General features: G+C 61.8%; 19 protein-coding genes. 12 read left to right on the forward strand and 7 right to left on the reverse strand.

Annotation, left to right across the window (positions count from 1 at the left end; all coding sequences use genetic code 11):
* The first annotated feature begins 38 nt into the window (after positions 1–38).
* From Q5H89_RS04730 to Q5H89_RS04750, 5 genes are all read left to right on the forward strand, one after another.
* Complete coding sequence (locus tag Q5H89_RS04730) at positions 39–1,430, forward strand: 4Fe-4S dicluster domain-containing protein (RefSeq protein ID WP_305018150.1); 1,392 nt, start codon at positions 39–41, stop codon at positions 1,428–1,430.
* 33 nt (positions 1,431–1,463) lie between these two features.
* Entirely contained in the window at positions 1,464–2,372 is a 909-nt protein-coding gene (locus Q5H89_RS04735) for a (Fe-S)-binding protein (protein ID WP_305018151.1), read from the forward strand.
* A gap of 225 nt (positions 2,373–2,597) precedes the next feature.
* Entirely contained in the window at positions 2,598–3,086 is a 489-nt protein-coding gene (locus tag Q5H89_RS04740) for a hypothetical protein (RefSeq protein WP_305018152.1), read from the forward strand.
* An 82-nt stretch (positions 3,087–3,168) separates the two neighbouring features.
* On the forward strand, positions 3,169–5,115 hold the full coding sequence (locus Q5H89_RS04745) for an OmpA family protein (RefSeq protein ID WP_305018153.1): 1,947 nt from the start codon (positions 3,169–3,171) through the stop codon (positions 5,113–5,115).
* 154 nt (positions 5,116–5,269) lie between these two features.
* Complete coding sequence (locus Q5H89_RS04750; protein WP_305018154.1) at positions 5,270–6,289, forward strand: DUF4476 domain-containing protein; 1,020 nt, start codon at positions 5,270–5,272, stop codon at positions 6,287–6,289.
* Between the two features lie 87 nt (positions 6,290–6,376).
* Here the strand turns inward: Q5H89_RS04750 and Q5H89_RS04755 are convergent, their stop codons facing one another.
* A complete protein-coding gene (locus tag Q5H89_RS04755; protein WP_305018155.1) occupies positions 6,377–6,853 on the reverse strand; it encodes a DUF4293 family protein in 477 nt (158 codons plus the stop codon).
* A gap of 97 nt (positions 6,854–6,950) precedes the next feature.
* On the opposite strand from Q5H89_RS04755, the gene Q5H89_RS04760 reads away from it, so the two are divergent.
* The 3 genes from Q5H89_RS04760 (at position 6,951) to Q5H89_RS04770 (ending at position 10,265) form a co-directional block, all read left to right on the forward strand.
* A complete protein-coding gene (locus Q5H89_RS04760) occupies positions 6,951–8,153 on the forward strand; it encodes a thiolase family protein (RefSeq protein ID WP_305018156.1) in 1,203 nt (400 codons plus the stop codon).
* A 102-nt stretch (positions 8,154–8,255) separates the two neighbouring features.
* Entirely contained in the window at positions 8,256–9,530 is a 1,275-nt protein-coding gene (gene kynU, locus Q5H89_RS04765; RefSeq protein ID WP_305018157.1) for a kynureninase, read from the forward strand.
* 78 nt (positions 9,531–9,608) lie between these two features.
* Complete coding sequence (locus tag Q5H89_RS04770; RefSeq protein WP_305018158.1) at positions 9,609–10,265, forward strand: hypothetical protein; 657 nt, start codon at positions 9,609–9,611, stop codon at positions 10,263–10,265.
* A 94-nt stretch (positions 10,266–10,359) separates the two neighbouring features.
* On the opposite strand, the gene Q5H89_RS04775 is transcribed toward Q5H89_RS04770, so the two are convergent.
* From Q5H89_RS04775 to Q5H89_RS04790, 4 genes are all read right to left on the reverse strand, one after another.
* Positions 10,360–11,022 (reverse strand): phosphatidylserine decarboxylase family protein, encoded by a 663-nt coding sequence (locus tag Q5H89_RS04775; protein ID WP_305018456.1) that lies wholly within the window; start codon positions 11,020–11,022, stop codon positions 10,360–10,362.
* Between the two features lie 285 nt (positions 11,023–11,307).
* The gene (locus Q5H89_RS04780; RefSeq protein WP_305018159.1) at positions 11,308–12,597 is read right to left on the reverse strand and encodes a Glu/Leu/Phe/Val family dehydrogenase; all 1,290 of its coding nucleotides are present in this window, start codon (positions 12,595–12,597) and stop codon (positions 11,308–11,310) included.
* A gap of 165 nt (positions 12,598–12,762) precedes the next feature.
* Positions 12,763–13,752, reverse strand: a complete 990-nt coding sequence (locus Q5H89_RS04785) for a phosphatidate cytidylyltransferase (RefSeq protein WP_305018160.1) — start codon at positions 13,750–13,752, stop codon at positions 12,763–12,765.
* Positions 13,753–13,794: 42 nt separating this feature from the next.
* Positions 13,795–14,763: a CPBP family intramembrane glutamic endopeptidase gene (locus Q5H89_RS04790; protein WP_305018161.1), complete on the reverse strand. Its 969-nt coding sequence runs from the start codon at positions 14,761–14,763 to the stop codon at positions 13,795–13,797.
* A gap of 151 nt (positions 14,764–14,914) precedes the next feature.
* On the opposite strand from Q5H89_RS04790, the gene dusB reads away from it, so the two are divergent.
* Positions 14,915–15,904, forward strand: a complete 990-nt coding sequence (gene dusB, locus Q5H89_RS04795) for a tRNA dihydrouridine synthase DusB (RefSeq protein WP_305018162.1) — start codon at positions 14,915–14,917, stop codon at positions 15,902–15,904.
* A 128-nt stretch (positions 15,905–16,032) separates the two neighbouring features.
* Here dusB and Q5H89_RS04800 read toward each other — a convergent pair whose 3' ends face one another.
* Positions 16,033–16,473, reverse strand: coding sequence for a DUF4174 domain-containing protein (locus Q5H89_RS04800; protein WP_305018457.1), 441 nt, complete (start codon positions 16,471–16,473; stop codon positions 16,033–16,035).
* A gap of 143 nt (positions 16,474–16,616) precedes the next feature.
* Between Q5H89_RS04800 and gndA the strand changes: the two genes are divergently transcribed.
* The 3 genes from gndA to pgl are packed head-to-tail and all read left to right on the forward strand — an operon-like array spanning position 16,617 to position 20,388.
* Positions 16,617–18,146 carry an NADP-dependent phosphogluconate dehydrogenase gene (gene gndA / locus Q5H89_RS04805; RefSeq protein WP_305018163.1) on the forward strand — a complete coding sequence of 510 codons (1,530 nt, stop codon included), beginning with the start codon at positions 16,617–16,619 and terminating at the stop codon, positions 18,144–18,146.
* Positions 18,147–19,661, forward strand: coding sequence for a glucose-6-phosphate dehydrogenase (gene zwf, locus Q5H89_RS04810; RefSeq protein ID WP_305018164.1), 1,515 nt, complete (start codon positions 18,147–18,149; stop codon positions 19,659–19,661).
* Complete coding sequence (pgl, locus tag Q5H89_RS04815; RefSeq protein ID WP_305018165.1) at positions 19,648–20,388, forward strand: 6-phosphogluconolactonase; 741 nt, start codon at positions 19,648–19,650, stop codon at positions 20,386–20,388. Before zwf ends, pgl begins: the two co-directional genes overlap by 14 nt.
* Before the next feature lie 152 nt (positions 20,389–20,540).
* Here the strand turns inward: pgl and rpiA are convergent, their stop codons facing one another.
* Entirely contained in the window at positions 20,541–21,293 is a 753-nt protein-coding gene (gene rpiA / locus Q5H89_RS04820; RefSeq protein ID WP_305018166.1) for a ribose-5-phosphate isomerase RpiA, read from the reverse strand.
* Between the last annotated feature and the right edge of the window lie 41 nt (positions 21,294–21,334).

Here is a 21,334-nt window from a genome sequence, read left to right on the forward strand (position 1 = left end):
GCGGGCCCATCCCACCCGTCGGCTTACCTTTACCGTCTATGCTGCAACCCATTCTTTTCGCGCTGCTGCTGCTGGCAGCGTTCGGCCTGTTTACCTGGCAGGTTCGAAAAATCAGGGCCAATATCCTCGTCGGGCGCGACCGCGACATGAGCGGCCACTTCGGCAAGCGCCTCAACAAAACGCTGCTCGTGGCTTTTGGCCAGCAGAAAATGTTTAAGCGCCTCACGCCCGCACTGTTGCACCTGGTGGTATACGTGGGTTTTTTGGTCATTAATATCGAGGTTATCGAGATTATCATCGACGGGCTGTTTGGCACGCACCGCGTGCTAGGCATCCTGGGGCCGGTATACGATGCCCTGATGGCCATTAATGAAACGCTGGCCGCGCTGGTTATCATCGCGGTAGCTGCCTTTTGGTGGCGCCGCAACCACAACCCGCCGGTGCAGCGCTTCACCGGCCCCGAGCTGCGCATGTGGCCCAAGCTCGATGCCAATATCATTCTCTACATTGAGGTGGCCCTGATGCTGGCCCTGTTCTTCATGAACTCGGCCGATATCAAGCTGCATCAGCTGGAGGGCAAAGACCTGCCGGGCGCCTTCCCGGTCAGCCACTTCCTGGCTAACCTGCTGCCGGCCAGCAATGAAGCCACGCTACGCGTGCTGGAACGCGCCGGCTGGTGGATTCACATTACCGGCATCTTGCTGTTTCTCAACTACCTGCCCAGCTCCAAGCACTTCCACATCATCATGGCGTTCCCGAACGTGTGGTACTCGCGGCTGGTGCCGCAGGGCCAGTTCTCGAATGTGGAAAGCATCACCCACGAGGTGAAGGCCATGATGGACCCTAGCTACGAGGTGCCCGCCCCGGCCGTCGATGCCGATGGCTCGGCAATAGCCCCCACGCCCTTCGGGGCTAAAGACGTGGAGGATTTGCCTTGGACCAACCTGCTGAACGCCTACTCCTGCACCGAGTGTGGGCGCTGTACCTCGGTGTGCCCCGCCAACCTGACGGGCAAGCTACTCTCGCCGCGCAAAATCATCATGGACACCCGCGACCGGGTGGAGGAGAAGTACAACTCGCCGCTCATCTTCCACCCCAACGTGTATGGGCAAGAGGCTAAGCACGAACCTATTACCGACCTGGTCAACGCCACGCTGCTGCGCGGCAAAGTGACGCCCGAGGAACTGTGGGCCTGCACCACCTGCAACGCCTGCGTGGAAAGCTGCCCGGTAAATATCAACCCGCTCGAAAGCATCATCGAGATGCGCCGCTTCCTGGTACTGGAAGAATCGGCCGCGCCCAACTCGCTGAATGTCATGTTCTCCAACATCGAAAACAACGGCGCGCCCTGGGCTTTCTCACCTTCCGACCGCCTCAACTGGGCCGACGAGCTGTACGTGGCCGATAAAGCGCCCGCCACAACGGTATAGTATTGATTTATAAGCAGTAGTGTTCTTTTCGTTATGACCCCTTCTTCCTCCCCTGCTGCCCCCGCCAAGCGCCAGCTTACGGTGCCGACCGTAGCCGACCTCGCGGCCGAGGGCAAAGTGCCCGAGATTCTATTTTGGGTAGGCTGCGCCGGCGCTTTTGACGACCGTTATAAGCGCGTGACGCGCGCCTTTGCCCGCATTTTAGAGCACGTGGGCACCAACTACGCCGTGCTAGGCCTCGAAGAGAGTTGCACCGGCGACCCAGCCAAGCGCGCCGGCAACGAGTTTTTGTTTCAGATGCAGGCCATGCAGAACATCACGACGATGAATGGCTACGGCATCAAGAAAATTGTGACGGCCTGCCCGCATTGCTTCAACACCATCAAGAATGAGTACCCGGCGCTCGGGGGCGAGTACGAGGTGATTCACCACAGTACCTACCTGCAACAGCTTATTAATGAAGGGAAAGTGGCCGTGCAGGGTGGCGAAAGCTACAAGGGTCGCCGCATCACTTTTCACGACAGCTGCTACCTGGGCCGCGCCAACAACATCTACGAAGCTCCGCGCGACGTACTAGCCGCCCTCGATGCCGACCTCGTGGAAATGAAGCGCAGCAAGGCTAACGGCCTGTGCTGCGGCGCCGGCGGCGCCCAAATGTGGAAAGAGCCCGAGCCCGGCAAAAAGGATATCAACATCGAGCGCACCGAAGAGGCCCTGGCCACCCTCAGCGGCCAGGCGGCGGCCCTCGACAACCTGCGCGGCGTCGAAACCGAGCGCACCGCCCCCAGCCAGCACAGCCTGCAAGGCAGCATCATTGCCGTGAGCTGCCCCTTCTGCATGACCATGATGAGCGATGGCGTAAAAAACAAAGAACAGGAAGCTAACGTCCAGGTATTTGACCTGGCCGAATTGGTAGCCAGCGCCGAAGGCATCAACGCCTAAAATCACGGATTACGCGGATTTTAGCGGATTGCACGGATTTTGTAGCCGGTAGTAGCTGCCGCCCTTTCCACTTCATGTTGGCGGTAATCCTTCTTTTACACGCGTCGTTTGTTAAAAACGGTGCCTTTGGGCAAATTACTTATTTCTGACGGCCTTCACGGCCCGGGCAAAAAAATCGTCCACAAAATCCGTGAAATCCGCTAAAATCCGCGTAATCCGTGATTTATGAATGTCGCTTTTGACCACCTGCCGCCCCATGCCCGGGTGTGGATTTACCAGGCCAGCCGCCCGCTGGCCGAGGCCGAGCTTATGCCGCTGCTGCCGCGCCTAGCGGCTTTTGCCGAGGAGTGGACGAGCCACGGCCGCCAGCTGGCGGCGGCCGTGCAGTTTCTGCACCGGCAGTTTTTAGTGATTGGCCTCGATGAGGCAATGGCGGGGGCTAGCGGCTGCTCCATCGACGCCTCGGTGCGCTTTGTGCAGGAGTTGGAGCAGCGGCTAGGGGTGCCGCTGCTGGAAAAATCGCGCATGGCCTTTCTGCACCAGGGCGAGCTGCGGCTGCTCACGCGCCGCGAGCTGCGGGCGGCCATCGCGGCCGGCGAGGTGCAGCCCGACACCTTATATTTTAATAATACGCTGACTACAAAAGCCCAGTTGGACGACCAATGGCCGGCGCCGGCCGGCCAGACCTGGCTAGCCAGCTATTTTGGGGCCTAGCCGCTGGCCGGGGCACTAATGAGCAGCCCGAAACAGTTGTATTATTGCCTATCAAACCAATAGACTTGCTTTTTCCGGCTGCATGGCGTTCCCCATTCGATACTCGTCCCTTAGAAAATTTGTGCTTGTCGGGGCGGCTGGCCCGGCGCTGGCACTAGGTGGCTGCGCCTCATCGGGCAAGCTTAGCAAGGCCGATAAGCACTTTTTGCGCGGCGAATACGAGGCGGCCATTCCGCTCTACAAGGCCGACGCGGCCAAGCCCAAAAGCGCAGCTACGGCCAATTTCCGCCTCGGTGAAGCCTATCGCCTCTCCAACCGCCTCGACCAGGCCGAGCCTTACTACAAGGCAGCGCTCGACGCCGGCTCGCGCAACGCCGACCTGGGCTACCGCTACGCGGAGGCGCTGAAGGCTAGCGGCAAATTTGACGAAGCCGCCACACGCTTCACGGCCTACGCCCAGAGCGGCACCAACCGCACGCTAGCCCCCCGCGCCGAGGCCGAGGCGGCCAGCGCTACCGCCAGCAAGGCGCTCGCCGGCCTGGCCGCCGCCTACGACGTGGCCCCGCTCGACGCGGTGAACTCGCCTAACTCTGATTTTTCGGCCGCGCGCATGCCTAATAGTGGCGAGCTGGTGTTTGCCTCGGGCCGCGACGGCAAGCCTTACCCCGGCAATGGCGAGCGCTACACGGCGCTCTACGCCCAGAAATTTGACGACCCGGCGGCCATGACCGGCGGCACGCCGCGCAAGCTGGAGCCGATTTTCAACAACGATAAGGAGCTGCAAGCCAGCGCCACCTACACGCCCGACGGCAAAACGATGGTGTTTGCGCGCTCGAACGATGGCTCGAAAAAGGGCTATCGCAGCGTGGACTTGTGGATTTCGTACTACCGCAACGGCGCCTGGACCGAGCCCATTCTGGCCAACATCAACGACCGCACGGCTGATGACTTTGCCCCAGCCTTCGCGCCCGATGGCACTACGCTCTATTTTGCCTCGGCCCGCAAGGGTGGGCTGGGCGGCAACGACCTGTTTAAGGCTACTCTAGGGGCCAACGGCCGCTTCTCGCCCGCCGAGAACCTGGGCGAAACCATCAACTCGGTGGGCAACGACAACTTTCCGGGCGTGGCGCCCGATGGCACGCTGTATTTCTCTTCCGATGGCCACCCGGGCTACGGCAAGCTCGATATTTTTCAGGTGAAGGGCGGCAAGCCCGTGAACCTGGGGCCGGGCATCAATAGCCCGGGCGATGACTTTGCGCCCTTCTTTACGGCGCCGGGCGTGGGCGTTTTCTCGTCCAACCGCGAAGGCGGCAAGGGCTCCGATGACCTTTATTCCTTCAAGAAGAAGGCCCGCAAGCTGGTGACCTTTTACGTGGATGGCACCTTGCTGGAGCGCAACGACAAGGCCGGCACCACTACGCCGGTAGCCAGCGAAACGGTGACCATCACGAGTGGCACCGGCCAGAAGCAGGATGTGACAACCGGCCCCGATGGCAAGTTCACGACCAAGCTCGACTCGGCCCAGACCTACGGCCTGTTTGCCGACCGCCCCGGCGATTTCACGGCGCGCGGCAGCGTAAGCACCGTAGACCGCTACCCCAGCCAGGACGCGCTGCCGCAGCAGCAAAACGATATTCGGCTGCCCGTAACGCTCACGCTGAATAAAATCATCGTGAACAAGGCTATTGAGGTTAAGGATATTTTCTATGACTACGACAAGGCTGATATCCGCCCCGACGCGGCCATTCGCCTCGATACCCTGGTGCAAACGCTGCTCGACAATCCTAAAATCAACATCGAGCTAAGCTCGCACACCGACCAGCGTGGCAAAGATGCTTACAACCTGAAGCTCAGCCAGCGGCGTGCCGAATCGGCGGTGGCTTACATTGTGAGCAAAGGGGTGCCGGCCAGCCGCATCACGGCCAAAGGCTACGGCGAAACCCGGCCCATCGTGAAGGATGCCAAAACTGAGGCGGAGTACCAGCGCAACCGCCGCACCGAGTTTAAGGTGACACGCATCGACAAGTAAGGCCAGCTGCCTGGCAAGGGCCAACGGCGCACCAGCCAAGCAGCAGCAAGCTAAAAAAGCCCCCGCCGGTCGGGGGCTTTTTTTATGGCACGGCGTTTGAATTTAACGCTTTAGAGTGGGTGAGTTTCTTCACCGGCCCGCAGCTTTTACGTTCATGAAAACGCTTTTTAACCTGGCTGCTACGGCGCTGCTTGCCTGGCTGGGGGCCGCGCCCGCGCTCGCCGCCCCGCCGGCCAACCTGAGCATTACTGCCGAGCGGGGCCAGCCCTTCAGCCTCGTGCTCGATGGGCGGCTGCTGACCCGACCGCTGGCCCCGCAGGTGCGCGTGGGCATGCTGGCCCCCGGCCGCCACTGGGCCGATTTTAGCGTGCCTACCGGCTACGGGCCGCCGCTGCGCTTTCGCACCCAGGTGTGGCTGCAGCCGGGCGTTGAGACTGATTATGTATTGCTGCTGAGCCCCTACGGCCCGCAGCTGCGGCAGATAGGCATGGTGCCGCTGGCGGGCCCCGGATATGGCCAGGGTGGCTACTATGGCCCCGGCAATGGGCCTTATGGCAGCGGCCAGGGTGGGTACTATAGCAGCCCTTTGCCGCCTCAGGGCAGCTATGGCAACGGCCAGTATGACCCTAGCTATGATTCGCGCGGCGGCTACCCTGGCCAAGGGCAGCCGCAGGCTTACCCGGCGCCCACTTACCCCAGCCAGCAGCAACCACAGACATATCCGGCGCCTACCTACCCTAGCCAAGAGCAGCCGCAGGCTTACCCGGCGCCGGCGCCTCCCCCAACCTACCCCGGCGGCAATAGCGCGCCGGGCAATGCCTACCCCGACACGACCACCGAAGGCAGCTACGACCCTGCTCCGAACAACGCCAGCAACCTTCAGCCCTTCACCCCCGATGAAATTGCCGGGCTAGCCCAGGACCTGCGCCAGCGCCCCACCGAGGCCGAGCGCCTGCGCACCGCTACCCAGGCGCTCGACCAAAGCAGCCTGCGCGCCAATGAGCTGGCCGAGCTGATGCAAACCTTTACCCACGATGAGTCGCGCATCGAGCTAGCCCGCTTTAGCTACTCGCACCTAAGCGACCCCCAGGATTTCAGCCGGGTTTATGACGCGCTGCAATTCAAGTCTAGTATTCGCACGCTGCGGCAAGCGGTGGGCTTGCCGCCCGAGTAATCGCCCTTTCCAACCTCACACCTCATGCAAAAGCCCCGGCCGCCACAAGGCAGCCGGGGCTTTTGCATGAGGTGTGAGGGCTAGCAGCTAGCGCAGGCGGTCGTAGCTGTTGCGCACCAGCTGCTCGTCGCGCCGGATAAAGCGATTGGCCAGCAGGTTGAGCATCAGCGCGAGCGTGGGCAGGTAGAAGGCCGGCAGATTCTGCCCTTCGAGCTTAGGGTTGAGAAACGCCTCGCCTTGGTTGGAAAAATAAAACACGGCCCCAAACGTAGCCACGATGAGCAGCAGGTTGAGCATACCCAGCTTGAGCTGCGTGAAGCGATTGCGAAACTGGAAAATCTCGTAGGCGGCCACCGCGGCCGAGGCCAGGGCTAGCACGGCAATAAGCCAGACGGGCAAGCTCGTGGTGGGGTGCACCGGGCCGGTGGCTTTGAAGTTGAAGGCTGTCAGGGTCAGCTCCTGGTGGGTGAGGGCATCTGCTTTGTGCCAGAGCGGCAGCGCCAGCAGGCTGAGCATCGACAAAGCCAGCAGTAAAAGAAAAACGCTTTGAATTCTTTGTATCATCTTTGCGGTTGTGAAAAAGGCCCGCGCCGGTGCGCGATGCCAGGCCAAAATTAGCCCTCAACCGGCGGACTCGCTTCGCCCCAATGATACTCCCGGAATGCCTAATGCATATATCGTGGATGCGGTGCGCACCCCGATTGGAAAGTTTGGTGGCGCGCTCAGCAGCGTTCGCCCCGACGATTTGGCCGCCCTCGTCCTGCGCGAGCTGTTGCGTCGCAACCCCAGCCTCGATAAGAACGCGGTCGAGGATGTGATAATGGGGGCCGCCAACCAGGCGGGTGAGGACAACCGCAACGTGGCCCGCATGGCCGCGCTGCTGGCTGGCCTGCCCGTAACGGTGCCCGGCAATACCGTAAACCGCCTCTGCGCCAGCGGGATGCAAAGCATCATGGATGCGGCCCGGGCCATTAAGTGCGGCGAGGGCGACGTATTTCTGGCCGGCGGGGCCGAGAGCATGACCCGGGCGCCGTTTGTGATGGCGAAGTCGGCCACGGCCTTTGCCCGCGACTTTACGGCCCACGATACTACCCTGGGATGGCGCTTTGTAAACTCCCGGCTGGCCCGCGAGCACTACCCTTACACCATGGGCGACACGGCCGAGAACGTGGCTAAGCAGTATGGCGTAAGCCGCGAAGACCAGGACGCCTTCGCCTTCGAAAGCCAGCGCAAGTACCACCGCGCCGCCGAAAAGGGCCGCTTCCGCAAAGAGCTGGTGCCCGTTTTTCTGCCCCAGCCCAAGGGCGATACCGCTCTTTTTGATACCGACGAGCAGCCCCGCGTATCAACCCTCGAAAAGCTCGCCACCCTCAAGCCGGCCTTTCAGCCCGATGGCGGCACCGTGACGGCCGGCAACTCGGCGGGCATCAACGATGGCGCCGCCGCCGCCCTGCTCGTGAGCGAAGAGGCCCTGACCCGCTACAACCTCAAGCCGATGGCCCGCATTATCTCGTCGGCCGTGGCGGGCGTCGACCCATCCATTATGGGCATGGGGCCGGTGCCGGCCGTGCGCAAGGCGCTGGAGCGCGCCGGCCTGACCCTGGCTGACATGGACCTGCTCGAAATCAACGAGGCGTTTGCCTCGCAGAGCGTGGCCGTGGCCCGCGAGCTGGGCGTGGACATGAGCAAGCTCAACGTGAACGGCGGCTCCATCGCGATGGGCCACCCGCTAGGCTCCAGCGGTGCGCGCATTATTGCTACGCTGGTGCACGAAATGCAGCGCCGCGAGGGCGTGCGCTATGGCCTGGCCGCCATGTGCGTGGGCGTGGGCCAGGGCACGGCCATGGTTTTTGAGAAAATGTAACGCGCGTTTTTCGTTGCGCGTTTTTTGTCGCTCGTAAAAAGGAATATCCCTTCCCGGCCCGCGCTTTCAAAAAACGAGCAGCGAAGTACGAATAACGATTTTATGTCCTACGACCCCTCTCCTACTTTCGCCGCCGCTCAGGATGCGGCCGATGCGCTAGCCCCTTTCCGCCAGGAGTTTCATATTCCGCCCGGGCCCGATGGCCGGCCGACGGCCTATTTCTGCGGCAATTCGCTGGGGCTGCTGCCCCGCGCCGCCCGTGCGGCTGTGGAGGCAGAGTTTAAGTCGTGGGAAACGCAGGCCGTAGAAGGGCATTTTCACGGCGAGTCGCCCTGGATGTTTTACCAGGACACCCTAGCCGAAGCGGCCGCCCGCGTGGTGGGCGCCAAGCCGCTGGAAGTGGTCATTATGAATACCTTAACGGTAAACCTGCACCTGCTGCTGGTGTCGTTTTACCGGCCCACCGCCACCCGCTACAAGGTGCTGATGGAGGGCGGCGCGTTTCCTTCGGACCAGTATGCGCTCGAAAGCCAGGCCCGCCTGCACGGCCTCGCCCCCGCCGATGCCATTGTGGAGATGACGCCCCGCCCCGGCGAGCACACGCTGCGCACCGAGGACATAGAAGCCAAAATCGCGGAGCTGGGCGACTCGCTGGCTACCGTCATCTTCGGTGGCATCAATTATTACACCGGGCAGGTATTTGACATGGCGGCCATTACGCGGGCCGGGCACGCCGTGGGTGCCACCGTGGGCTTCGACCTGGCCCACGCGGCCGGCAACGTAGTACTGCACCTGCACGACTGGGATGTAGATTTTGCCTGCTGGTGCACCTATAAGTACCTGAACTCGGGGCCGGGCGGCACCTCGGGCGCCTTTATTCACGAGCGCTTTGCGCACCGGCCCGACCTGGTGCGCCTAGCCGGCTGGTGGGGCAACGACCCGGCCGAGCGCTTCGAGATGAAGCCGGGCTTCCGGCCGGCGGCCGGGGCGGCGGGCTGGCAGCTCTCGTGCGGGCAGGTGCTGCCCATGGCCGTGCACCGCGCCAACCTGGAGATTTTCGACCGCGCCGGCGGCCTGGCCGTCTTGCGCGCCAAGAGCGAAAAGCTCACTGGCTATCTCGAATTTTTACTTAATCAGCTAGGCCTGCCGAAATCGAAGCTGGAGATAATTACGCCCACCGAACCCGCCCAGCGGGGCTGCCAGCTGTCGCTGCTGGTGCACGAGCGCGGGCGCGAGCTGTTCGACTTTCTGGCGGGCCGGGGCATTATTGCCGATTGGCGCGAGCCGAATGTTATTCGCCTGGCACCCGTTCCGCTCTATAATTCGTTTGAGGATGTGCGCCGGGCGGGCGCGGCTATTTCGGAATTTTACAGCTAGCGGCCTGCAAGGGGCAGTGGCGCTGGTCATTTACACGCTATCTGCTTACTAGCCCAGGCTACTTGCTTACTGATTTTTATGGAAGACTACGCGGCCAAAATGACCCTCAAGCCCGATGCTGCCCTGCGCGACTACGTAACGGGCCACGCTCAGTATCGCGAGGAGGCCGTGCTGGCGGCCCTCAACGAGCTGCGCCGCCGCGGCCAGCCGGCCCCCGAAGATGCCAGCCTGCGCCCTGCCCTGGAGGCCGTGGTGCAGGAGCAGGCGCGCCTGACTGCGCAGGCCCTGGTGCCCGCTGAGGAGGAAGAGCTACCCCGCCTTTATTCGCCAGCGGGTATCGTGGTTATGTCGGCCATGATTTCGGTGGTGGCGGGCGCCGTGCTGCTGGCTACAAATATGTATCGTCTTAAGCGCGGGCGGGCCATTTCGGGGCTCGTGGCGTTTGTTATCACCTACATTCTGACCGAAGTATTTCTGCTAAGGTGGCTGGTGAATCAGAACCTGTTTACGCCGCTCACTGGTTTCCTGCTCGATTTGCCCATTATTATGGCCTACGTATGGTGGTTCTGGCCCCGCTACGTAGGTACGTACCAGTTTCAGGCCCGCAACTGGCTGCTGCCGCTAGGCGCCTGCCTGCTGCTTAAAATCGGCCTGAGCTACGTGCTTTTGCACAACCCCACCACGGCGCCTCTTATGAAACAGCAGATGGAGCAAATGCAGCTCCCCGCTCACTAGCTCCTGCACCCCAAAGCAAACGCCGGCTGCCCATCTAAACGGAAGGGCAGCCGGCGTTTGCTTTGCGGGGCAGGTTTGTTCGGGTGCTGCCAGGCTAGGCCTTCAACTGGCACAGCACTGTTTCGCCACCCTTTACTTTCTGGCCCAGCTCGACCTTGATGTCGGCATCGAGGGGCACAAAAATATCGACCCGCGAGCCGAATTTAATAAAGCCAAATTCCTCACCCTGACTTACTTCGTCGCCCTCGTTCACGTACCACACAATGCGGCGGGCCATAGCCCCGGCAATTTGCCGAAACAGCACCAGCGGGCCGGCGTCGCTTTCTACTACTACCGTGGTACGCTCGTTTTGGGTGCTGCTTTTGGGGTGCCAGGCCACCAGGTACTGGCCGGGGTGGTACTTGAAATACTTGACAATGCCCGACACCGGGTTGCGGGTGATGTGCACGTTGATGGGCGACATGAACACGCTTATTTGCCGGCGCGCGTCCTCAAAATATTCGCTTTCGAATACTTCCTCAATTACCACCACTTTGCCGTCGGCGGGGGCTAGCAGCAGGTCTTCGTGCGTGAGCAGGCGCCGGAAGGGCGAGCGGAAGAACTGCAGCAGCATCAGAAACGCCACTACCGAGGCGCCCGCAAAAATGCGATTGAATACCACATTCGGGCCATTGTAGCGGCTCAGCAAGAGGTTGAGGGCCAGCAGCACCAGGAGCGTCACGAACAGGATGCGCCGACCTTCTTTATGTATCTTAATCACGGATTACGCGGATTTTAACGGATTTCACGGATTTTGTGGGCGATGCCTACGCATTTTTCTTCCGTGTCAGAACCAAGAGTAAAGGATGTGCGAGGGGCAATAAATAGTTTTTGAGCGGCAATGTGCGCCTCAAGCTAACGTGTACGATGGCCGAGGTGCAAAGTAACGGTGGGCTAGCCAACAGCTTTACGAAAAGTGGACGACGACCGGTGCGAAGCTGCGTCGTCCGGTCGTCGTCCACAAAATTCGTGAAATCCGTTAAAATCCGCGTAATCCGTGATTTTAGTAGCCGCCGCGGTACTTATACGTCTGGGCTACTTTGTCGATGGCCACCACGTAGGCAGCAATGCGCAGCGAGATGTTATACTTCTGGCTGGTGGCGTATACCTTCTCGAACGCCTCGGTCATGATGCGGTCGGCGCGCTCGGTCACCATATCGAGGCTCCACTTGAAGCCCTGCTTATTCTGCACCCATTCGAAGTAGCTCACCGTTACGCCGCCCGAATTGGCCAGGATGTCGGGCACTACCGAAATACCTTTGCCATAAATAATCGGGTCGGCCGAGGCCGAAGTAGGGCCGTTGGCGCCTTCTACAATCAATTTAGCCTGGATGAAAGGCGCGTTGTGCTCCGTGATAACGTCTTCCACGGCGGCGGGCACCAGCACGTCTACGGCCGAGGTCAGAAGCTTGGTGGGGTCCATCGGGTCGGCGCCGTCGAAGCCTTCGAGGCGGCCGCCGTGGGCGTTTTTATAGGCAATGGCCTCGTCGATGTTGATGCCGTTGTCGTTCCAGTAAGCACCCGAAATGTCCGATACACCTTTAATAGTCAGGCCTTTGTCGAACATCAGCTTGGCCGTCCACGAGCCCACGTTGCCGAAGCCCTGAATGGCCACCGAGGTTTCCTCGATTTTCATGCCCAGCTTGTTCATGGCGGCCAGGCACGAAATCATAACGCCGCGGCCGGTGGCCTCGGTGCGGCCCAGCGAGCCGCCCATTACCAGGGGCTTGCCCGTAACCACGGCCGAAGCGGTTTGGCCCACCGTCTTCGAGAATTCGTCCATAATCCAGGCCATTTCGCGGGGGCCGGTGCCCATATCGGGGGCCGGAATGTCGCGGTCGGGGCCGAATACGTCTTTCATCGACACGGTGTAGGCGCGGGTAAGGCGCTCAATTTCGCCGGCGCTCATGGTGGTGGGGTCGCAGATAATGCCGCCCTTGGCCCCGCCGTAGGGGATGTCAACGACAGCGCACTTCCACGTCATCCAGGCCGCCAGGGCTTTTACCTCGTCGAGGTTTACGTTCTTGTCGTAGCGAATACCGCCCTTGCTAGGGCCCAGAATGGTGTTGTGCACCACGCGGTAGCCTTCGAAAACGCGCACCTTGCCATCGTCCATCGATACGGGCAGGTGCACGATTACCTGCTTGTCGGGTGCCTTCAGCACTTCGTACGTGGAGTCGTCGAGGCCCAGAATTTCGGCCGCAACGTTGAAGCGCGACATCATGGACTCAAGCGGATTTTCGGTATTCTCGACCCGGGGGGCGGGTTCTTTGTACACAGTGGTGGCTGCCATGTGAGAAGGTAATGGGGTGAGGGGTGGGTGGGAAGGAAAGAGGAGTGCGCTTACGAAAAAGCGCCGCAAAGGTACGGCTACAGCGAAGCAGGAACCGGGAAGGGGGCATGAAGAATTACCATTGGCATACTTCCTCGCGCTGCCTTCCCCGCTTCTGGCTTGCGCTTACCCTAGCAGCACTTGCAGCAGCGCCAGCACCGGCAGCACCAGCAAAAAGGCGTCGAAGCGGTCGAGCAGGCCGCCGTGGCCGGGCAAAAAGGTACCCGAATCCTTCACCCCCGCGCTACGCTTGAGCATCGATTCGGCCAGGTCGCCGAGCGGGCCGAATACGGCTACTACGCCGGCCGCCACCAGCCGGTGGCTCAACGGAATATCGGGCAGGAAATGGCCGGCGGCCCAGCCTACCACTAGGGTGAGCGCCGCGCCTCCGGCCCAGCCCTCCCAGGTTTTGCCGGGCGAAATGCTGGGCGCCAGCTTGTGCTTGCCGAAGTTTTTGCCCGCGAAGTAGGCTCCGGTATCCGCCGCCCACACGAAGAAAATAAGGCAGAACACGCGGCCCGGCTCGAAACGGCCCGAGCCGTAGGCTATTACGCTCAACATGGCCATTGGCAGGCTGACGTAGAGCAGGCCGGTGACGGTAGCGCCAATGTTGCTGCCGGGTTGGCCATTATGGGGCCATAGCAATATTTCACGCAGCACTAGCAGCACCAGTAGCACCAGCGCGCTGCCGAGCCACACGGGGGCCGAGAGTACTGTCGTAAATACCTTAGGCCACCCGGTGGGTTGGCCAGGAATCTCCTGCGGCAGGACAGATAAAGGAGGGTAGACAGTCCAGCCCGTGGGCCAGCCAAATAGCTCCGCATACACCGTATAGCCCACTACAAAATTGACAGCCAGAAAGATGAGCAGCCCCACTACAATGCCGAGCCAAAACGCTGGTTTAGCTTCGCTAGCCCGCATTATGCGGTAAAATTCCTTCAGGATAACTGCCTGCACGGCCGCAAAAAACACTGCGAATGAGAGGGGTCCACCGAAGGTGCAGCCGATGAGCAGGGCCGCCGCAAGGGCACCCCAAATCACGCGCAGGCGCAGGTTGCTGGGGCCTTTGGGCGCGGCCGGGTCAGGGAAGGGCGAAGGGGTAGTGGCTGGGTTCAAATCAGAGCGGGGTTTGGGGCCGGGCGGCCCGGCGTGGAAAAGTTAGTGCAGCGCCCGCTCGCCGGGCAGCGCGGCACTGAGCGGGGCGGCGGGTGGGCTGGCCGCCCAGCGCTGGTGCAGCCAGTAGAGCAGGCCAGCCGTGAGCACGGCCGACGCCAGCACGGCCGGCCAGGGCAACGCTTGGGTAGCATCGGGGTCGAAAGAGCTGGGCAGGTGCTTGCCCTGCGCCAGGTAAAGCAGCACGAGCTGAAAGGCGTTCTGGGTGAAGTGCGCGGCCATCGACACCACAATATTGCCGCTCCACTCATACAAATACCCCAACACCAGCCCTAGCACGAAGCGCGGCACAAACCCAAAAAACTGCACGTGAATGGCCGAAAAGATGGCCGCCGCCAGCCACACGCCCACGTGCCGCGACCCGAACCACGCCACCAGGCAACGCTGCACACCGCCCCGAAACACCAGCTCTTCGGCCACGGCTGGCACGATGGCGATGACGAGGAGGCCCACCAGCAGCCGGCCGGGCGAGTTGAAATCGGTGAGAAATTTGGTGAGGCCGGCGGCTTGGTCTTCCTTGTCGCGGGCCCACAGCTCGAAGCCGTGTAGGGCACCGGGGAAATGCGCGCTGGCATTCCAACTAACCAGGGCCGACAAAAAGGGCACCGAGCAGATAATGACCAACCCGGCCGCCCCCAGCCACCACGCCGCCCCTAGCCGGCGCGGCGAAAAATAGCTGGCTGCCGACTGCCCCAGCAGGCGCGGCAGCAGCAGCGCGCCGGCCCCCGCCCCCGCCAGCACCAAGCCTTGGTACAGCATGAGCGCATCCCAGCCATGCGGGTATTGGTCGGGCATTGCCGCCAGGCTGCTGAATTGCAGCATCGAGACGCCATACAAGGCACTAACCAGGACCAGCGCCAGCAGGGCGGCCAGGCATAGCCCCGCCACGGCCAGCCCCAGCAGCATGAGCAGTTGCACGGCGGGGTGCACAGAGCGGGGCACTAAACCTTTCATAAGGGCGGGGGTGTTCAAGGGGATGTAAATTTGCGCAATAAATTCTGGCTGAGTAGCACCGCCCCTGGCGGCGTGCGGGCAATGGCCGCCAGCGCGCCGGCTCCGGCGGCCACCCATCGAATCTGTGCAATCCGTTAAATCTGTTAAATCCGTGGTCACTATTCGCAACATCCAACTGCCCGACTTCCCGCTGCTGCTAGCCCCGATGGAGGACGTGAGCGACCCGCCTTTCCGGGCCGTGTGCAAGGCCAACGGCGCCGACCTCATGTACACCGAGTTCATTTCCTCGGAGGGCCTGATACGCGCGGCGGCCAAGAGCCGCCAGAAGCTGGATGTATTTGACTACGAGCGGCCTATCGGCATTCAGCTGTTCGGCTCCGATGTGGAGACGATGGGCGAGTGCGCAGCCATCAGCACCGAGGCCGGGCCCGACCTCATCGACATCAACTACGGCTGCCCGGTGAAGCAGGTGGCCCTGCGCGGCGCGGGCGCGGCCCTGCTGCGCGACGTTCCGAAGATGGTAGCCATGACCGCCGCCGTGGTCAAAAACACCCATCTGCCTGTGACCGTGAAAACCCGCCTGGGCTGGGACGAAAGCACCCTGAACGTGGAGGAAGTAGCCGAGCGCCTGCAAGACGTAGGCATTGAGGCACTTACTGTGCACGGCCGCACCCGCGTGCAACTCTACAAAGGAGAGGCCGACTGGCGCCTCATTGCCAAAATCAAGGAAAACCCGCGCATCAAAATCCCGATTTTCGGCAACGGCGACATCGACTCGCCCGAGAAGGCGCTCGAATACAAAACCCGCTACGGCGTGGATGGCGTCATGATTGGCCGCGCCGCCATCGGCTACCCCTGGATTTTTCGGGAGGTGAAACACTTCGTGGCCACCGGCCAGCGGCTAGCCCCGCCCACGCTGGAAGAGCGCATTGCCATGTGCAAAATGCACTTCGACAAAAGCCTGGAGTGGAAAGGCCCCAAGGCTGGCATCTTCGAGATGCGCCGGCACTATGCCCACTATTTCCGCGGCCTGGAAGGCGCCAAGCAGTGGCGCACCCGCCTGGTCGATGCCGAGAATGGCGCTGAAGTCTACGCCATTCTGGAGGAAATCGCGGCCAGCGACGCCGTGCTGGTAGGCTAGCCGACAACCCGCATCGGCAGTAAAAAAGGCTGTCATGCTGAACGCAGTGAAGCATCTTGGTCGGGCCGTTAAACGGTGCGGTAGAGATGCTTCACTGCGTTCAGCATGACAGTCTTTTCATTAAATCTCTACTTTTTGCCGCGCATTTCCTGGCGACGCATGGGCATTTTATCCACGGTGCCGAAGAGGCTGGCCGGGGCTAGCGGCTGGGTTTCGGTGCGCTTCACGCCGCCGTCTTTACCAATGAATAGCACGCGAAAGCCGGCCAGGGGCTGGCCCAGCTGCTGCGTCCAGCACTGGCGGTCGGCGGGCGAGAGCCGGTCGTAGAGTACTTCGATAACCTTGAAATCGCGGGCGGCCAGGCCTTCTTCGGCCTCAGCCAACAAGGCTTTCTGACGCTGAAAATCGGCCTGGCTGGCCGTGGGCGCGCCCACGAGCAGCAGCCGGTGCTGCCAGCGGCTAGCCCGCAGTGTGCGCGCCAGGTCGGGGCCGGGGGCGGGCTGGGCGGCCAGCAGCGCCAGCAGCCCCAGCGTGGCTAGCCCGCGAAATAGCCAGTGCGAAACGGTCATTTTCAAACCAAGGAGGGTGAAAGCTGCTTACGCTAACCGAGCTACGCGCGGCCAAACGGAGCTTCACCCAACATTCAGGGCAGCCCGGCGGCCATTTCCGCGTATAGCCTTCCTTTGCGCATTCACTCCTTTTCTTTCGCACGATGAGCGACACCCCCACGGACTACGCATTCGGCATGATTGGCCTCGGCACGATGGGCCGCAACCTGCTCCTGAATATGGCCGACCACGGCTTCGCAGTGGCTGGCTACGATAAAAACCAGAAGCAGGTAGACCTGCTAGGCCAGGAAGGCCAGGGCAAGCCCGTGAAGGGCTTTACTGACCCTAAAGCCTTCGTGCAGAGCATCAAAACGCCCCGCGCCATTATGATGCTGGTGCCCGCGGGCGCCATCGTCGACAGCGTAATTGCCGACATGGTGCCGCTGCTAGCCCCCGGCGATATTCTTATCGACGGCGGCAACTCGTATTACCTCGACACCGAGCGCCGTGATAAGGAGCTGGATGCCAAAGGCCTGCACTTCTTCGGCATGGGCGTGAGCGGCGGCGAGGAAGGCGCCCGCTTTGGCCCCAGCATGATGCCCGGTGGCGACAAAGACGCCTACAAAACTATGCAGCCGGTCTTTGAAGCCATTGCCGCTAAGGTAGATGGCGCGCCCTGCGTGGCTTGGATGGGCCCCGGCGCGGCCGGCCACTTCGTGAAAATGGTGCACAACGGCATCGAGTACGGCCTGATGGAGCTGATTGCCGAAACTTACGGCTTGCTCAAAACCGGGCTGGGCATGGACAATGCCGCTATCGGCCAGGTGTTTACCAAGTGGAACGAGGGCCGTTTGCAATCCTTCCTGCTCGACATTACGAAAGATATTTTTGCCTTCAACGCCCCCGATACCGACCACCTGCTGCTCGACGATATCAAGGATGAGGCCCGCGCTAAGGGCACCGGCAAGTGGACCTCACAGGTAGCAATGGACCTGCAGGCGCCCCTGCCCACCGTAGACTCGGCCGTGTCGATGCGCGACTTGTCGAAGTACAAGCAGCTGCGCGAGCAGCTGGCCCAGCAATACGGCCCCGCCGCCGGCCCGCTGGCTGGCAACAAGGAAGAAATTCTGGCGCAGCTCGAAAACGCCTTCTATTTCAGCATGATAATGGCCTACGCCCAGGGCATGCATATGCTGGCCAGGGCCTCGGAGGAGTTTAAGTACGACTTGCAGCTGGCTACCATTGCCAAAATCTGGCGCGGTGGCTGCATTATTCGCTCCACGTTCCTCAACGACATATACAATGCCTACGAGGGCAACAACCAGCTAGCCCACCTGCTGCTCGACGGCAACGTGCAGAAGCTGGTGCAGGGCAGCGCAGGCGGCTCGCGGGCCATTATCGCGGCGGCCGTAACGGCGGGCCTGCCGGTGCCGGCCTACACCTCGGCGCTAGGGTACTTTGATGCCTTCCGCACGGGGCGCCTGCCTTCCAACCTCATTCAGGCGCAGCGCGATTACTTTGGCGCGCACACCTACGAACTCATTGGCAAAGAAGGCGTTTTCCACACCCAGTGGACGGGCATGCGCAGCAAGCCCGAGGCGCCGGCCGGCACGGCCGCCAACCAGCCGCCCGCTACTCCGCCAGTGGCCGGCAACAAGCAAACGGACGAGGAGCCCACTACCCCCCAAGCCTAAATGAACACGCAGCTCAAATCGCAGCCGACCATCTTCGTCATTTTTGGCGGCACCGGCGACCTCAACGCCCGCAAGTTGGCGCCGGCCCTCTACAACCTCTACCTCGAAGGCTGGCTGCCCGAGCACTTTGCCCTGGTGGGCACGGGCCGCACCAAGCTCACCGATGAGGAGTTTCAGGGCCGGATGCTCAAGGACATCAACGAGTTCTCGCGCACCGGCAAGGTGGCCGACGATAAGTGGGCCGGCTTCGGTCCGCACGTGCGCTACCAGGCCGCCGACGTGCAGGATGCCACCACCTACCAGGAATTCGCTAAGCTCATCAAAAGCCTGGAAGAGGAGTGGCAGGCGCCCGCCAACGTTATCTACTATCTGGCGGTGGCGCCGAATTTCTTTCCCATCATTGCCGAAAACCTGGCTAAAGCCGGCCTGACAGAAGACGCCGAGCGCACGCGCATCGTCATCGAAAAGCCCTTTGGCCACGACCTGGAGTCGGCCAGGGAGCTGAACGCGCTGCTAGGCCGCATCTTCCAGGAAAAGCAGATTTATCGCATCGACCATTACCTGGGCAAGGAAACGGTGCAGAATATCATGGCCTTCCGCTTTGCGAACGCCATTATGGAGCCGCTCTGGAACCGCGAGCACATCGAGCACGTGCAGATTTCGGTGACCGAAAACCTGGGCGTGGGCGAGCGCACGGGCTACTACGATGGCTCGGGCGCGCTACGCGACATGATTCAGAACCACCTCTTGCAGCTGCTGTGCATTGTGGCCATGGAGCCGCCCGTGCGCTTCACGGCCGAGGAAGTGCGCGACCGCAAGGTGGATGTGCTGCGCGCCATGCGCCGCTTCACGCCCGAAACCGTGCGCGAGCAGGCCGTGCGCGGCCAGTACGGCACTGGCTGGCTGGAAGGCACCAAGGTGCCCGGCTACCGCGAGGAGCCCGGCGCCAACCCCGAGTCGAACACCGAAACCTTCGCGGCGGTGAAGTTTTTTGTGGACAACTGGCGCTGGCAGGGCGTGCCGTTTTACCTGCGCACCGGCAAGCGGCTGCACCGCTCGGCCTCGGTTATCACCATCCAGTTCAAGGATGTGCCGCACTTCATTTTTTCGCCCGAAACGGCCGAGACGATGCGCCAGAACCGGCTCATTATTAGCATTCAGCCTGAGATGAGCATCCGGCTGCAAGTGCAGGCCAAGCGCCCCGGCGTGGACATGATGCTGAACACCGTGGACATGGTGTTTGACTACAAAGGCACCTACAACAACCAGGCGCCCGAGGCCTACGAAACGCTATTGCTTGACGTGATGCTCGGCGACCAGACGCTGTTTATGCGCGGCGACCAGGTGGAGGAGGCCTGGGACTTGGTGATGCCCATTCTGACCTCGTGGCAGAATCGCATCAGCCAGAATTTCCCCAACTACTCGGCCGACTCGTGGGGCCCTGAGGATGCTGAGGCCCTAGTGGCGAAGGATGGCTTTCATTGGTTTACCTTGCCGCTCAATGGAAAGAAGTAGCTTCAATTTGCACGTTTTTGCCACCGCCGACGCGGTGCTAGGGGCCCTGGCCGACTACTTTGTGGCCCAGGCCGGCCAGGCCGTGGTGGCGCGGGGCCGCTTTGTAGTGGCGCTGTCGGGCGGCAGCTCGCCCAAGAAACTGTACGAGCTGCTGGCCTCACCGGCCTACCACGAGTTGGTGGACTGGGATAAGATTTACTTCTTTTTTGGCGACGAGCGCAACGTGCCCCAGACCTCGCCCGACAGCAACTACCTGATGGCCAAAAAGGCCTTGTTCGACCCGCTGGGCATTCGCCCGGCCCAGGTTTTTGCCGTCGACACCCGGCTAGCCCCCGCCGAGGCGGCCGCGCAGTACGGGGTGGATGTGGAGGAGTTTTTTGGGGAGCAGGAAGCCCGCTTCGACCTCGTGCTGCTGGGCCTGGGCGATAACGCGCACACGGCCTCACTTTTCCCCAACACGCCCGTGCTGCATGATAAAGCGGTGGGGGTGAAGGAAGTATGGCTGCCCGTGGAGCAGGTATTCCGCATCACCTTCACGGCGCCGCTCATCAACCAGGCGCGGGCCGTGGCCTTTTTGGTATATGGCGCCGGCAAGGCCGAAGCCGTGCATCAGATTCTGGAGCTGCCGCGCGACGTAGACCAGTACCCGGCGCAGCTCATTGCGCTGGCGGGCCAGCCCGTCGATTGGTTTCTGGATGAGCCCGCGGCTTCAGGTCTCAAACGCTAGGCCTTACTATTCCGACCAAACGAATACGGTCGTCATGCTGAGCTTGCCGAAGCATCTTGTTCGAATCGTTGGGGTTATCAGCCCTAGCGGTGCGAGCAAGATGCTTCGGCAAGCTCAGCATGACGACCGTATTCGTCTGTAAGTAGATGATTTTATGGCAGTTCGTCAAACTCGGCGGCCGGGCGGGCCGCCTGGCCGGGCTTGAGCACCTGCGCCACGCCGCCCTGGATAACCACGGCCGCTTTGGCCAGGCCCATAAACAGGCCGTGCTCTACGATACCGGGGATGGTTTTAAGTTGGTGGGCTAGCCCCTCGGCATCCGGAATCTGGCTGAAGTGGCAATCAACCAGGAAGTTGCGCTGGTCGGAATACACGGGGCTGGCGGGGTCGTCCTTTTGCGTGCGCAGCACGGGCGCGCCGCCCAGCTTTTCTACCGCATCGAGCACCCAGGGCAGGGCAAAGGGCACCACTTCGAGGGGCAGCGGGAAGCGGCCCAGCACCGGCACCACCTTGCTGGAATCGGCAATGACGAGCAGGTAGCGCGACGCCGTTTCGATGGTTTTTTCGCGCAGCAGCGCCCCGCCCCCACCCTTGATGAGGCGCAGCTGGCTATCAAGCTCATCGGCCCCATCCACGGCCAGGTCGAAAGTGAGGCCCCGGCGCGGCTCCAGCAGCGGAATACCTAGCTGGCGGGCCAGCGCCTCGCTAGCCACTGAGGTGGCGGTGCCCTGTACTTTCAGGCCCTGCTGCACCTTTTCGCCCAGCTGCCGGATGAAGTGAGCCGAAGTGGTGCCGGTGCCCAGGCCCAGCACCATGCCATCGCGCACCCAGCGCACGGCGGCGGCGGCAGCCTGTTGTTTTTCGAGTTCCTGGGGCGAGAGGGCGGGCGTGGGGCTAGCGGACATGAGGCGAAGAAATGAAAACCGAGGGCAATGTTACGGCGCGC

It is taken from the genome of Hymenobacter cheonanensis, assembly GCF_030581075.1.
Lineage (GTDB): Bacteria > Bacteroidota > Bacteroidia > Cytophagales > Hymenobacteraceae > Hymenobacter.